Source organism: Achromobacter anxifer (genome assembly GCF_903652925.1).
Lineage (GTDB): Bacteria > Pseudomonadota > Gammaproteobacteria > Burkholderiales > Burkholderiaceae_B > Achromobacter > Achromobacter anxifer.
Map to the genome: position 1 here is coordinate 12,585 of NZ_CAHLAR010000011.1, position 13,956 is coordinate 26,540.

At 67.8% G+C, this 13,956-nt stretch carries 11 protein-coding genes; 8 read left to right on the forward strand and 3 right to left on the reverse strand.

Going from position 1 to position 13,956, the window contains the following annotated elements; genetic code table 11:
* The 3 genes from HWY37_RS27375 to HWY37_RS27385 all read left to right on the forward strand — a co-directional run bounded on the left by HWY37_RS27375 (position 1) and on the right by HWY37_RS27385 (position 3,176).
* Complete coding sequence (locus HWY37_RS27375; protein ID WP_175208703.1) at positions 1 to 915, forward strand: dioxygenase family protein; 915 nt, start codon at positions 1 to 3, stop codon at positions 913 to 915.
* A gap of 105 nt (positions 916 to 1,020) precedes the next feature.
* On the forward strand, positions 1,021 to 2,367 hold the full coding sequence (locus HWY37_RS27380; RefSeq protein ID WP_175208702.1) for an MFS transporter: 1,347 nt from the start codon (positions 1,021 to 1,023) through the stop codon (positions 2,365 to 2,367).
* Positions 2,368 to 2,387: 20 nt separating this feature from the next.
* Positions 2,388 to 3,176, forward strand: coding sequence for a 1,6-dihydroxycyclohexa-2,4-diene-1-carboxylate dehydrogenase (locus tag HWY37_RS27385; RefSeq protein WP_175208701.1), 789 nt, complete (start codon positions 2,388 to 2,390; stop codon positions 3,174 to 3,176).
* A gap of 14 nt (positions 3,177 to 3,190) precedes the next feature.
* Here HWY37_RS27385 and HWY37_RS27390 read toward each other — a convergent pair whose 3' ends face one another.
* Entirely contained in the window at positions 3,191 to 4,129 is a 939-nt protein-coding gene (locus HWY37_RS27390) for a LysR family transcriptional regulator (protein ID WP_175208700.1), read from the reverse strand.
* Between the two features lie 128 nt (positions 4,130 to 4,257).
* Between HWY37_RS27390 and HWY37_RS27395 the strand changes: the two genes are divergently transcribed.
* Complete coding sequence (locus HWY37_RS27395; protein WP_175208699.1) at positions 4,258 to 5,241, forward strand: Bug family tripartite tricarboxylate transporter substrate binding protein; 984 nt, start codon at positions 4,258 to 4,260, stop codon at positions 5,239 to 5,241.
* Positions 5,242 to 5,284: 43 nt separating this feature from the next.
* The gene (locus tag HWY37_RS27400; protein ID WP_175208698.1) at positions 5,285 to 6,709 is read left to right on the forward strand and encodes a M20 family metallopeptidase; all 1,425 of its coding nucleotides are present in this window, start codon (positions 5,285 to 5,287) and stop codon (positions 6,707 to 6,709) included.
* A 190-nt stretch (positions 6,710 to 6,899) separates the two neighbouring features.
* On the opposite strand, the gene HWY37_RS27405 is transcribed toward HWY37_RS27400, so the two are convergent.
* Positions 6,900 to 7,592: an LOG family protein gene (locus HWY37_RS27405; RefSeq protein WP_444547889.1), complete on the reverse strand. Its 693-nt coding sequence runs from the start codon at positions 7,590 to 7,592 to the stop codon at positions 6,900 to 6,902.
* On the opposite strand from HWY37_RS27405, the gene polA reads away from it, so the two are divergent.
* The 3 genes from polA (at position 7,591) to HWY37_RS27420 (ending at position 12,121) form a co-directional block, all read left to right on the forward strand.
* Complete coding sequence (gene polA, locus HWY37_RS27410; RefSeq protein ID WP_175208697.1) at positions 7,591 to 10,308, forward strand: DNA polymerase I; 2,718 nt, start codon at positions 7,591 to 7,593, stop codon at positions 10,306 to 10,308. The genes HWY37_RS27405 and polA overlap by 2 nt on opposite strands.
* Positions 10,309 to 10,420: 112 nt before the next feature.
* Positions 10,421 to 11,260: a ZIP family metal transporter gene (locus HWY37_RS27415; RefSeq protein ID WP_175208696.1), complete on the forward strand. Its 840-nt coding sequence runs from the start codon at positions 10,421 to 10,423 to the stop codon at positions 11,258 to 11,260.
* Between the two features lie 72 nt (positions 11,261 to 11,332).
* Positions 11,333 to 12,121, forward strand: a complete 789-nt coding sequence (locus HWY37_RS27420) for a dienelactone hydrolase family protein (RefSeq protein WP_175208695.1) — start codon at positions 11,333 to 11,335, stop codon at positions 12,119 to 12,121.
* A 64-nt stretch (positions 12,122 to 12,185) separates the two neighbouring features.
* Here the strand turns inward: HWY37_RS27420 and HWY37_RS27425 are convergent, their stop codons facing one another.
* Complete coding sequence (locus HWY37_RS27425; protein WP_175208694.1) at positions 12,186 to 13,847, reverse strand: Na/Pi cotransporter family protein; 1,662 nt, start codon at positions 13,845 to 13,847, stop codon at positions 12,186 to 12,188.
* Positions 13,848 to 13,956 lie beyond the last annotated feature (109 nt).

The window sequence follows — 13,956 nt, forward strand, 5'->3', positions numbered from 1 at the left end:
ATGGCTGAATATACCCAGCAACAACTACTGGACCTGGTCAACAATTCCCAGGTCAATCCGGGCAACGACCGGGTGCGCGAGATCACGCAGCGCATCGTGTCGGACCTGTTCCGCGCGATCGACGATCTCGACATCAAGCCCGACGAGTTCTGGGCGGGCGTGGATTGGCTTGCCCGCCTGGGCGCCAGCGGCCAGATCGGCCTGATCACCGCCGGCCTGGGTTTTGACCGCCTGATCGACATCCGCGAGGAAGAGGCCGACGAGGCCGCCGGCCGCGCCGCCGGCACGCCGCGCGCGATCGAGGGCCCGCTCTACATCGCGGGCGCGCCCCTGTCGGACGGCGAGACCCGCCTGGACGAGGATCCCGTGCGCGGCCAGGTCCTGGTCATGGAAGGGCAGGTGCGCGACGTGGACGGCAAGCCCGTCGCCGGCGCCCTGGTCGACGTGTGGCACGCCAACGAACTGGGCCGCTATTCGCACTTCGATCCGGACCAGAAGGACTACCATCTGCGCCGCAAGATCAAGACCGACGCGCAAGGCCGCTACCGCTTCCGCAGCTTCATTCCGCCGGGCTACGCGATTCCGCCCAACAGCCCGACCTCCGAACTGTTCGAAGGGCTGGGCCGTCATGGCAACCGTCCGGCGCACATCCACTTCCTGGTGGCCGCCGACGGCCAGCGCACCCTGACGACCCAGGTCAACATCCCGGGCGACACCTTCCTGGATGACGATTTCGCCTTCGCCACGCGCGACGGCCTGGTGGTCGAGCTGCAGCCAGGCACGCCGCCGGCAGGCTACGAGAGCCTGGGCGTGAACGAGCCCTTCACGCGGGTCTGTTTCGACTTCGTGATGCAGCCGGCGCTCGACGCCGACGAGGCCCGTCCGCAAGCCCGCATGGACCGCGCCACCGCCTAAGCGCCACCCGGGCGGCGCCCGCCGCGGCGCCGCCACCCCCGACACCACACAGAACAATCCCGCAGGCGCGAGGCCGGGACCGGCCGCGCCATGGAGACAAACATCATGACCGCTACCAACAGCTGGTCGATACCGACGCTGATCGACCAGGAGCGACTGGGCGCCTTCCAATGGCGCGTCCTCATCCTGTGTTTCCTGATCGCGTTGTTCGACGGATTCGATACGCAGGCCATCGCCTTCACCGGGCCCGCGATCCTGGCCGCCTTCAATCTGAAGGCCGGCGCGCTGGCGCCCATCCTGACGGCGGGCATCGTCGGCATGACCGTGGGCGCGATGACCCTGGGCCTGATCGGCGACCGCATCGGCCGCCGCCCGGCCATCATGCTGGGCCTGGCCCTGTTCGGCCTGTCCACGCTGGCCACGGCCTGGGCCACCGACACGACCCACATCCTGGTGCTGCGCTTCATCGCCGGCCTGGGCATGGGCGGCTGCACCCCGGTGCTGCTGGCGCTGGCCGCCGAATACGGCCCGGCGCGCCTGCGCGGCGCCATCATGACCGGCGTGCTGCTGGGCCTGCCTGCCGGCGCCATGCTGGGCGGATTGCTGGCCGCGCGCATGTTGCCCGTCATCGGCTGGGAAGGCATCTTCATAGTGGGTGGCCTGGCGCCGCTGGCGCTGCTGGCCGTCGCTGCGCTGATGCTGCCCGAGTCGCTTTACTTCAAGGCCACGCGCCGCGATCCGGAAAGCCAGCGCTACATCGCGCGCATCCTGTCGGCCATATCGAGCCGCAAGCTGGGCGCCGACACGCAGTTCACCGTGCCGGAGGAATCCGTTGCGCGGGCCGGCGTGGGCGCGCTGTTCTCGGATGGCCACGGCGCCAAGACCGTGGCGATCTGGGCGGTGTACCTGCTGAACTGGGTCGCCTGGTTCATGCTGCTGTCCTGGCTGCCCACGGTGCTGAAGGCCGCGGGCTTGCCCGCCGAGCAGGCGCCCATGGGCACCGTCATCGTCAACGCCGTCTTCATCATCTGCGCGATTCCGCTGTCCTTCGTGCTGCCGCGCGTCAACACCCGGCGGCTGCTGGGCGGCATGTTCGCGCTGGGTATCGCGGTGGCCGTCGGTTTGAGCCAGGCGGGCACCAACTGGACGCTGGTCTTCATCCTGGTCGGCGCGGCGGGCTTCGGCATAGGCGGGCAGCAGATCGCGCTGAACTACCTGGTCGTGGGCGCCTATCCCACCGCTTTGCGCGCCACCGCCACCGGCTGGGCCATCGGCATGGGCCGCGCGGGCGCGATCGCGGGTTCGGCCATCGGCGGCAGCTTCCTGGCCTGGGGCGGACCGTCGGGATTCTTCATCGCGCTTGCCATCCCCCTGGCGGTCGCGGCCCTGGCGGTGCTGAGCCTCAAGCTCAAGCACGCGCGGCCGGACGGCGCGCTTTCGGCGGCGCATTGAGCTGCAAGGACGAGTCAATCATGAGCACACATCAACGTTTCGAGGGCCTGGTGGCCCTGGTCACCGGCGCCGCCCAGGGCGTGGGCCGGGCAACGGCCCGGCGCCTGGCGGCCGAAGGCGCGCACGTCGTGGCGGTGGACCGGGCAGCCGAGCAGGGCGCCGCCGTCGCCGAGGAAATCCGCGCGGCGGGCGGGCGCGCCAGCTTCGTCGAGGCCGACCTGGAAACCCATGCGGGCGCGCAATCCATGGTGCGCGCGGCGCTGGAAGTCAACGGCCGCATCGACGTGTCGGTGCACAACGTCGGCGGCACGATCTGGACCCGGCCGTTCTGGGAGTACACGCCCGAGCAGATGCAGCGCGAGGTCAACCGCTCGCTGTGGCCCACGCTGTGGTCCTGCCGCGAGGTCATACCGGTGATGCGGGCGCAGGGCGCGGGCGCCATCGTCAACGTGGGTTCCAACGCCACGCGCGGCATCTACCGCGTGCCGTACTCGGCCTCCAAGGGCGGGGTGCATGCGGCCACCGTCTGCATGGCGCTGGAGCTGGCGAAATCGGGCGTGCGCGTCAATTGTGTGTCGCCAGGGGCGCTGGACAACGGCGTGCGCGCGATCCCGCGCAACCACGAAGCGCCGTCCGCGCAGGATACGGCGTGGATGAGCGAGATGTATGCCTCGTGCCTGCGCGACACGCCGCAGGACCGGCTGGGCCAGGCTGAGGAAGTCGCCGCCGCGATCTGCTTCATGGCCGCGCCAGAAGCCTCGTACATCACCGGGCAGATCATGTACGTGGCCGGCGGCGACATAGGCTGAAGGCCGGGCTGGCCTTAGCGGGACTCGCTCGCGTTCGCCAGCCAGTCCAGGAAATCGCGGCCGGGTCCCTGGTCGCGCGCGATCGCGCCGATGGGCTGGAACGAGCCCGGCGAGTCGATGCGCACGCGCTGGAAATGGCCGTGCTGCATGTACCAGTTGCCCAGGGTTTGCGGCACCATCGCCAAGGCCTGCTGGGCCTGCATGACGGCGATGAGCAGGGGCATGGGCGGCGCGGCGCTGCTCAGCCTGCATAGCCGGGGCACCACGCCGGCGCGTTCGAAGAAGGCCTTGAACACCGCGTGGATGGCCAGTTCCGGCCGCGGTTCGATCCACAGCTGGGAAGCCACCTGCGCCAGCGTCGGCGCGCCATCCATGGCCAGCAGCGGATGGCCGGCGGCGGCCACGATGACCGCCGCGTCCTGCTGCAGCGGCACGAACTCCAGGCCGGCGGGCACCGCTTCCGGGCGCCGGCACAGCAGCATGTCCAGGCTGCCGCTGGCGGCTTGCGGCAGCAGCTGTTCGCGGCTGCCTTCCACGATTTCCACTTGCAGTCCGGGCCGCGCCTTCATGTAGGCGGGCAGGCGCTCGGCCAGCAGGCCGCCGGTGGCGGCGGGGATGGCGCCCAGGCGCAGATTGCCCGTGGCGCCCTGGCGCAGCGCGGCGACCGAGTCCGTGGAGGCGCGCAGCGTCGTCAGCATGCTGCGGGCGCATTCGGCCATGAGCTGGCCGCTGCGGGTGGTGCGCATGCCCCGGGCGTGGCGCTCGAACAGCTGTACTTCCAGCAGATCCTCGATGTCAGCCAGGGCGTGGGTGGCGGCCGGCTGGCTCAGGCCGATGTGGCTGGCGGCCTGTTGGATGCTGCCCAGGTCGGCGATGCTGGCGAGCAATTGCAGATGGCGCAGGCGGCCCTTGGCCAGCAGGCGGGACAGCAGGGTGGCGGGAGCGACGTCCATGGCGCGCGTCATTAAGCTATTCAAAACTCGAATATATCCACGCATTAATGTATTTGAAATAAGGATATGCCCTGGCCACAATGCAGCGATTCCGTTCATCGCTTCCGTTCCCCAGGAGTGGCTGGTTCATGAAGTCCCGTCTGCTGCATGCCCTTGTTTGCGCCGTAACTTTCAGCGCCTCTTCCCTGGCAGTCGCCCAGGGCGACTATCCCTCCCAGCCGGTGCGCCTGATCGTGCCGTTCGCGCCGGGCGGCTCCACCGACGCGCTGGCCCGCGCCGTGGCCGACGGCCTGCGCAAGGAACTGGGCCAGAGCGTGGTGGTGGAAAACCGCGCCGGCGCGGGCGGCCTGCTGGGCACCGAGGCGGTGGCGCGGGCGGAACCCGACGGCTACACGCTGGGCATGGCCACGGTCAGCACCATGGCCGTCAATCCCCTGCTGTACGGGACCAAGCGCGTGGATCCCGAGAAGCAGCTCAAGCCGGTGGCCTCGGTCGCGACGGTGCCGGTCGTGTGGATGGTGAATCCGGCGTTCCCGGCGCAGGACTTCGCGCAGTTCCTGGCCGAACTGCGCGCGCATCCGGGCAAGTATTCCTATGGTTCGCCCGGCGTCGGCTCGCTCGGCCATCTGAACCTGGCGGCCATGAACGCCGACCTGAAGGTCGACGTGCTGCACGTGCCGTACCGCGGCATGGGGCCGGCGCTGACCGCCGCGGTGGGCGGCGAAGTGCAGGTGCAGCAGGATCAGTACGCGTCGGCGCAATCGCTGGTCAAGGCCGGCAAGCTGCGCGCCATCGCCGTGTCCGCGGCGGCGCGGCTGCCGGAAATGCCGGATCTGCCGACCCTGGCGGAACTGGGCTACCCGCAGCTGAACGCGCTGGGCCAGACCTGGTTCGGCCTGGTGGCGCCGGCCGGTACGCCTGACGCGGTGGTGCAGCGCCTGAACCAGGCGGCGGTGCGCGCGTTGGCGGATCCGGCGCTGGTGCAGCGACTGGCAGGCATGGGCGCGCAGGCCGACGCGGGCACGCCGCAGGCGTTCGCCGAGCGCATCTCGCAGACGCTGGCCGCCAACCGCAAAATCATTGAAACTGCCGGTATCAAGCTCGACGAGTGATCCGACCGGTTTTTTCCCCGCCATACCAGCCACAGGAGAAACAATGGGTGCCATCGACAAACTTGCGCCGTTCATCGACGCGCGCGGCGAGCGCTACGCGGAACTGAGCGACCGCATCTGGAGCCTGGCCGAACTGCGCTACGACGAACACAAGTCCGCCGAGCTGCACATCGCCATGCTGGAAGAAGCCGGCTTTCGCGTCACGCGCGACGCCGCCGGCATCCCCACCGCCTTCGTGGCCGAGGCCGGCAGCGGCGGCCCGGTGATCGGCATCCTGGGCGAGTACGACGCGCTGTCCGGCCTGAGCCAGGAAAGCGGCGCCTATGCCTGCCTGCCGTCGCCCGAAACGCCGAACGGCAATGGCCACGGTTGCGGCCACCATCTGCTGGGCACGGCCGCGCACTTCGCCGCGGTGGCGGTCAAGGAATTCCTGGAGGCCAACGGCCTGCCCGGCACTATCCGCTTCTATGGCTGTCCGGCGGAAGAGGGCGGCTCGGGCAAGACCTTCATGGCGCGCGCGGGCCTGTTCGACGACGTGGATGCCGCGCTGACCTGGCATCCCGCGTCGCACACCGGCATCTTCCATCAATCGTCGCTGGCCAATATCCAGGCCTATTTCCGCTTCCGCGGCGTCGCCGCGCACGCGGCGAACTCGCCGCATCTGGGCCGCAGCGCGCTGGACGCGGTCGAGCTGATGAACGTGGGCGTGAACTATCTGCGCGAACACATGGTGCCGGATGCGCGGGTGCATTACGCCGTGACCAATAGCGGCGGCATCTCGCCCAACGTGGTGCAGGCCCGCGCCGAGGTGCTGTACCTGGTGCGAGCGCCGATCAATTCGCAGGCCGCTGAACTGTACGAACGCGTGCAGAACGTGGCGCGCGGCGCGGCGCTGATGACGGGCTGCGAACTGGAAATCGTGTTCGACAAGGCCTGCTCGAACTACATCCCCAACGGCGTGCTCAACCAGGTCATGTACGACAACATGCTGGCATTGCAGGGGCCGGATTACACCGCGGGCGAGCAGCAGGCCGCGCGCCGCATGTGGGACGCGATTTCCGCCGACGACATCGACAACGCGGGCAAGAACCTGGGCGCGGTGCTGCGCAATCCCACGCCGCTGTTCACGGGCGTGGCGCCGTACGAGCCCGGCAAGGCCGAGATCACCTACGGTTCCACCGACGTGGGCGACGTCAGCTGGGTCACGCCCACCGCGCAATGCTGGGGCGCCTGCTATGCCTACGGCACGCCATTCCATTCGTGGCAGATGGTGGCGCAGGGCAAGATGTCCATGGCGCACAAGGGCATGGTGCACGCGGCCAAGATCATCGCGGCAACGGCCGCCGATCTGTACACGCAACCCGAGGCGCTGGCTCGCGCCAAGGAAGAATTGGTGGAGACGCGCCGCGGACAGCCTTACGTCTGCCCGATACCGGCGGACGTCTTGCCGTCTTTCATGAGGAAGTAGATAGATGCCCCCACGCCGCGCGCGCTACGCGCGCTTGCTGCCCCCCGAGGGGGCGGCGCCGCCTTAGGGCGGCCTGGCGGCGGGGCGGGCCCCACGCCGCGAGCGCTTCACACGCTTGCTGCCCCCCGAGGGGGGCGGCGGCGCCTTAGGGCGGCCTGGCGGCGGCGCGGGCCCCGGGCTACGCTCGATTTCAGGCCGGCAGGGAAGGCGCGTATTGCGCTTCCGAGTTGACCTTCGCGTGGAATTCCACCACCTTGCGCACCACCTTGACGGGATCGTCTTCGATGATGAAGAGATCCAGGTCGTGCGCGCCTATCATGCCATTGCCCAGCACCTGGCCGCCCAGCCAGTCCACCAGGCCGGACCAGTATTCGCTGCCCACCAGGACGATGGGAGCGGGAGGGACCTTGCCCGTCTGGATGAGCGTCAGCGCTTCGAAGAGTTCATCCAGGGTGCCAAAGCCGCCAGGCATCGCCACATAGGCGAAGCTGTGCATGAAGAAGGTTGCCTTGCGAGAGAAAAAATACTCGAATGACAGGCTGATGGTCTGATATTCGTTGTTGTGCGCTTCGTGGGGCAGGCTGATGTTCAGGCCGATGCTCGTGCCTCCTGCTTCGAATGCGCCTTTATTGGCTGCCTCCATGATGCCGGGACCGCCTCCGGCGATCACCGCGAAACCGGCGTCGGCCAGAGCGGCGGAAATTGCGACGGTGGTTTCATAGTGTGGGGAATTACGGCTGACTCGCGCACTGCCGAAGACGCTGACAGCAGGCCCGATGTTCGCGAGCTTGTCTGCCGCCGTCCGTATCTCTGACATAATCAGCGGAATTTGTTTGTTGGCGGGTGTTTCCGCAGCTATTGCCATATCTGCCTTTGTAACCATGAAAAAAACCTTATTACTGGTCGACGGTTCAAGTTACTTGTACCGCGCATTCCACGCTATGCCTGATTTGCGCAACGCGCAAGGCGAACCCACGGGGGCGCTCTACGGCGTGGTGAATATGCTGCGCAAACTCGTCTCTGATCATAAGGCAGAGTATGCCGCATGTATTTTCGATGCCCGCGGCAAGACCTTCCGGGACGACCTGTACCCGGAATACAAGTCGCACCGCCCGCCCATGCCTGAAGACCTGGCCGCGCAGATCGAGCCCATCCACCGCGCCGTGCGCGCGCTGGGCTGGCCGGTGCTGGCCATCGAAGGGGTAGAGGCCGACGACGTGATCGGCACCCTGGCCAAGCGCGCCGCCGAGCATGATGTGCACACCATTGTGTCGACCGGCGACAAGGACCTGGCGCAGCTGGTCAACAGCCACGTCACCCTGGTCAACACCATGACCGGCGAAGTGCTGGACGAGGCCGGCGTGGTCAACAAGTTCGGCGTGCCGCCCGATCGCATCGTGGACTACCTGATGCTGGTGGGGGACGCCGTGGACAACGTGCCGGGCGTGACCAAGGTGGGCCCGAAGACGGCGGTCAAATGGCTTACGGAATTCGGCTCGATTGACAAGTTGGTGGAAGGCGCGGAAAGCGTCAAGGGCGTGGCGGGCAGCAATCTGCGCGAAGCCATTCCCAATTTCCCGCTGACGCGCCAATTGCTGACCGTGAAGTACGACTGCGATCTGGCCGGCCATGTCGACGGCGTGGCGGACCTCACGCCGCGCGAGCGCGACGTCGCCACGCTAACCGAACTCTACGAACGCTACGGCTTCCGCACCTGGCTGCGCGACCTGACCGGCGACGCCGAGCGCGTGCCGGCGGGCGACGCGCGCGTCGCGCACGAGGCGCCGGCCGCGCCCGCGGAGCTGGATTATCAGATCATTTCCGACTGGGCCGCGTTCGATGCCTGGATGGAAAAGCTGAAGGACGCGCCCCTGGTCGCGGTCGACACGGAGACCACCTCGCTGGACGAGATGCAGGCCAGGATGGTGGGCATGTCGCTGGCGGTGGCGCCGGGCGTGGCCTGCTACATCCCGGTGGCGCACCGCGGCCCGGACAATGCCCCGCAGCTGCCCAAGGCAGAGGTGCTGGCGCGCCTGAAGCCCTGGCTGGAGGACGCGTCCCGCGCCAAGCTGCTGCATCACGCCAAGTACGACGCGCACGTGTTCGCCAACGAAGGCATCAAGCTGGCCGGCATCGCCGAAGACACGATGCTGCAGGCCTACGTGCTGGAATCGCATCGCGGCGTGGGCCTGAACGATCTGGCCCAGCGCTACCTGGGCCGCAGCGGCGTGTCCTACGAGGACCTCTGCGGCAAGGGCGCCAAGCAGATCGGCTTCGACGAAGTGGCGGTGGACAAGGCGGGCCACTACGCCGCCGAAGACTCGGACTTCACCTTGCAGCTGCACCAGGTGCTGCGGCCCATGGTGGCGGCCGATGAAGGGCTGAACCGCATCTACCTGCTGGAAATGCAGGTGTCGGCGGTGCTGACCACCATCGAGCGCAACGGCGTCAAGGTGGACGCCGCGGAACTGGGGCGCCAGAGCCACAAGCTGGGCCAGGAGATGCTGCAGCTCGAACAGAAGGCCTATGAACTGGCCGGCCAGCCGTTCAACCTGAATTCCCCCAAGCAGCTGGGCGAAATCCTGTTCGGTCGCATGCAGCTGCCGGTGGTGCGCAAGACCGCCAGCGGCGCGCCGTCCACCGACGAGGAAGTGCTGAGCAAGCTGGCGCAGGACTACCCGCTGCCGCAGGTGCTGCTGGAATACCGCGGCCTGTCCAAGCTGAAGTCCACCTACACGGACAAGCTGCCGCGCATGATCAACCCGGACACGGGCCGCGTGCACACGCATTATTCGCAGGCCGCCGTGATCACCGGCCGCCTGGCGTCGTCCGATCCCAACCTGCAGAACATCCCGGTGCGCACCGAAGCCGGCCGGCGCGTGCGCGAGGCGTTCATCGCCGAGCAGGGCATGCTGCTGTCGGCGGACTATTCGCAGATCGAGCTGCGCATCATGGCGCACGTGTCCGACGACGCCAACCTGCAACGCGCCTTTGCGGCAGGCGAGGACATCCACCGCGCCACCGCCTCGGAAGTGTTCGGGGTGGCGCTGGCCGACGTTTCCACCGAGCAGCGCCGCGCCGCCAAGGCCATCAACTTCGGCCTGATCTACGGCATGGGCGTGTTCGGCCTGGCGTCCAACCTGGGCATCACGCGCGATGCCGCGCAGGCCTATATCGACCGCTACTTCGCCCGCTATCCCGGCGTGGCCATGTACATGGACGACACCCGCCGCCGCGCGCGCGAGCAAGGCTACGTGGAAACCGTCTTCGGACGCCGCCTGCAGTTGCCGGAAATCCGTGGCGCCTCGGGCCCGCGCCGCCAGGCGGCCGAGCGGGCGGCCATCAACGCGCCCATGCAGGGCACGGCGGCCGATCTGATCAAGATGGCCATGGTGGCGGTGCAGGACTGGCTGGAAGCCGAAAAGCTGCAGACGCGCATGATCATGCAGGTGCACGACGAACTGGTGCTGGAAGCGCCCGACGCCGAGCTGGAGTTGGTCAAGGAAGCGCTGCCGCGCCTGATGTGCAACGTTGCGGAGCTGCGCGTGCCGCTGGTGGCCGAAGTGGGCATGGGCAAGAACTGGGAGCAGGCCCACTAAGGCCGGCAGGTTCCGTCGCAGGACGCATGGGCCGCCCTCGGGCGGCCCATTTCCGTTTTTGGTATTGCAACAATATAATGTTGCGCTTCCCCGCCTTAAACACGTCCCCCAAATGTTGCTGCTCTGGATTCTGCTCGCCACCGTCACCGGCGGGCTTATCGCCGTCGTGGTCGCCAGCTGGCTGGCCTACAAGGTCTTCGCGCAGTACCTGCACCACATGGTCAGCCTGTCGGTGGGCGTGCTGCTGTCGGTGGCCCTGCTGCATCTGCTGCCCGAGGCCTTCGAGACCGGCGTGGGTGATGCCCACGTGCTCTTCGGGCTGATGCTGGCGTCCCTGATCGGCTTCTTCGTGCTGGAGAAGATCGCGCTGCTGCGGCACAGCCATCACCACGAGGGCGACGGCCATCACCACCACAAGGGCCACGACCGCCACGAGGCGGGCCGCGGTGGCATGCTGATCCTGGTCGGCAGCTCGCTGCACAATCTGTGCGACGGCGTGCTGGTGGCGGCGGCCTTCCTGACCGATCCGCTGCTGGGCGTGCTGACCGCGGCGTCCATCATCGTCCACGAGGTGCCCCACAAGCTGGGCGACTTCGTGGTGCTGCTCAACGCCGGCCTGGCGCGCCGCCGCGCCTTCTCGCTGATCCTGTTCACCAGCTTGTGTTCAGCCGTGGGCGGCATAATAGGGTACTTCGTGCTGCAGCAGGCCCAGGAGTGGGTGCCGTATGTACTGGTGGTTGCGGCCAGCAGCTTCCTTTACATCTCGGTGGCCGACCTGATGCCGCAGATGCACGAACGGGTATCCCTGGCCGATGCCGTCCCGCAATTGCTGCTGGTCGGCGTGGGCGTGGCCCTGATCTACAGCGTCACCACGGTGATGCATCACGGGCACGACCATGGCGCCGAAGCCAGCCACGGCGCGCCGCAAGCGGAGCATGGCCACCGGCATTAGGACTGGCGCGGAGCCATGCGGGCGCGGGCGGGATATCCGGCTTGGTCGATCATCCCTACACAGGAGTTCTTCATGAGTTTTTCCGCCGCAGCCGGCAATGTCGCCCCCACCGTGATCCATACGGATACCCAGGGCCTGGTCCACGGGGATTTCAAGCTGCCCGTGGCCGACGGCACGATCGCCGCCTATTACGCCGCGCCCGAAGGCAAGCGCGACCTGCCCATCGTGCTGGTGGTGCAGGAGATCTTCGGCGTGCACGAGCACATCAAGGACCTGTGCCGCCGGGTCGCCAAGGCCGGCTACCTGGCCGTGGCCGCCAACCTCTACGAGCGCCAGGGCGATGCTTCGGTCTATACCGATATCCCCAAGCTCATCGCCGAGCTGGTCAGCAAGGTGCCGGACGAACAGGTGTTTGCCGACCTGGACGCCAGCGTGGCCTGGGCCGCCGCGCACGGCGGCGACCCCAAGCGCGTGGCGGTGACGGGCTTCTGCTGGGGCGGACGCCTGACCTGGATGTACGCCGCGCACAATCCCGACGTGAAGGCGGCCGTGGCCTGGTACGGCAAGCTCAGCGTCGGTCATGGCCCGCTGATCAAGCGCTTCGCCTTCGACGTGGTCAACGAACTGCACGCGCCGGTGCTGGGACTGTATGGCGGCAAGGACGCCAGCATTCCGTTGGCCGACGTCGAAACCATGAAGGTCAAGCTGGCGGCCGGCAACGACAACGCCAAGCGCTCGGAATTCGTGGTGTACCCCGAAGCCGACCACGCCTTCCTGGCGGATTACCGCGCCAGCTACAAGGCCGAGGCCGCGCAGGACGGCTGGAAGCGCATGCTGGAGTGGTTCAAGCGGTATCTGTAGAAAGGGGCCGCGCCCCGAAGCGCGGTTGAAAAAAAGCCGGCCTTTGTGGGCCGGCTTTTTCTTGTCAGTTTCCGGCTTCGCGCAGCCGGCTGGGCAGCAGCTCGCCATGGCGGGCCAGCAGCGGATAGGCGGCCGCGCCCACCAGGTGGGAGTTGATGCCCTTCATGTCCCGCAGGATGTCCAGATAGAGCGCGCCGACCTCGGCGGCGTCGACCTCGCCCGCCTTGATCTTCTGCAGATGCGTGTCCGCCGCGCTGGTTTCGATCGAGCGGAAACGCGCCTTTTCACCCGCCAGCGAACGGGCCTGGCGCAGGTCGTCGTTGACGAACAGCGCGGCCGCCGTGCGCTGGTTGGCGATGAGCTGGCCCAGCGTGTCGTCCAGGCTGGCGCGCTGTTCGGGCGAGAAGACCCAGCCCTGCTTGCGCAGCTTGGCGACATGGCTGAGCAGGCCGTGATGGGCGATGTCGCCGGCATGGCCAATATTGCTGGTGAAGGCCAGGATGTCGTCCAGACGCTGGATGTCGTCGCGCGTCATGTTCTCCTGGTCCAGGGTGGCCAGGTAGGTGGTGATGGCGTTTTCCAGCTTGTCCAGCGCGGCGTCCAGCTGGCGCGCCTGCACCATGCGGTGGCGGTTGTCGCGCTTGAAGCCGGCGCGCGCGTAGAGCAGCAGGGTCTGCAGCATGTCGGCCATGCGCAGGGCTTCGCGCGCCGCATTGCCCAGGGCCACCGCCGGCACGTCGTGAGCCCATTCATCCAGGTACTGCGGGCGCGACGGATCGTTCGGGTCCGCGCGCTTGGGCAGCCAGCGCGTCAGCAGGGCGGCGTAGGGCGTCAGCAGCGGCAGGAACACCAGGGCGATGACCGCGTTGAACAGCGTGTGGAAGTTGGCCACGGCGCGCGCCGGGTCGGAGGCCAGATCGCTCATCATCGGCTGCAGATAGGGCAGCAGTATCAGGCCGATCAGCACGCCCAGCACCCGCGTCAGCAGGTTGCCCAGGGGCAGGCGGCGCGCGGCGGGATCGTCCCCGGTCACGCCCTCGATCATGGGGTTGATGGCGGTGCCCAGGTTGGCGCCCAGCACCAGCGCGAACGCCACGTGCGGGGCCACCATGTGGTGGCTGGCCAGCGACATGACCAGCACCACCACGGCCACGCTGGAATGCGCCGCCCAGGTGAAGGCGGCCGCCAGCAGCACCGTGGCCACGGGCTGGGTCGCCAGCGCGTCCAGGATCATGCCCAGCATGGGTGCGGTCTGGAACGGCTGGAACAGTTCGACCAGCTGGTGCAGGGACAGCAGTAGCAGGCCCAGGCCGATGAAGACGCGGCCCAGGTCGCGCGTGCGCCCCGGCGGATAGCGGCGGAACATCCACACGCCCGCCAGGATCAGGATGGGGGCGAGCGAGGTCAGGTCGAAGGACAGCAGCTGCACGATGAGCGTGGTGCCGACGTTGGCGCCCAGCATGGCGGCCAGGGCGGGCGCCAGGCCGACCACGCCGCCGGCGGCGAAGCCGGTGATCATCAGGCCGGTGGCGGTGCTGCTCTGCAGGGCGGCGGTGATGCCCAGCCCGGCGGCGAAGGCCCGCAATCGGGTGCCCAGGGCCTTGCCCAACGCCGCGCCCAGCGCGGCCCCGAAGGCGCGCTGCACGCCTGTTTGGACCATGTGCACGCCCCAGAGGAGCAGGGCGACGTAGCCGGCGAAGTCAAGCAGGGTGATAAGTCCGGACATCCTGGCGTATTTCCATTCTTTTATGACAAGTAATAATTTTGTAATGATCGCATGCGGGGCGCTGCCGGGGGAACCTGTCCCCGCAATACAGCATACGCCTGCCCGCCGG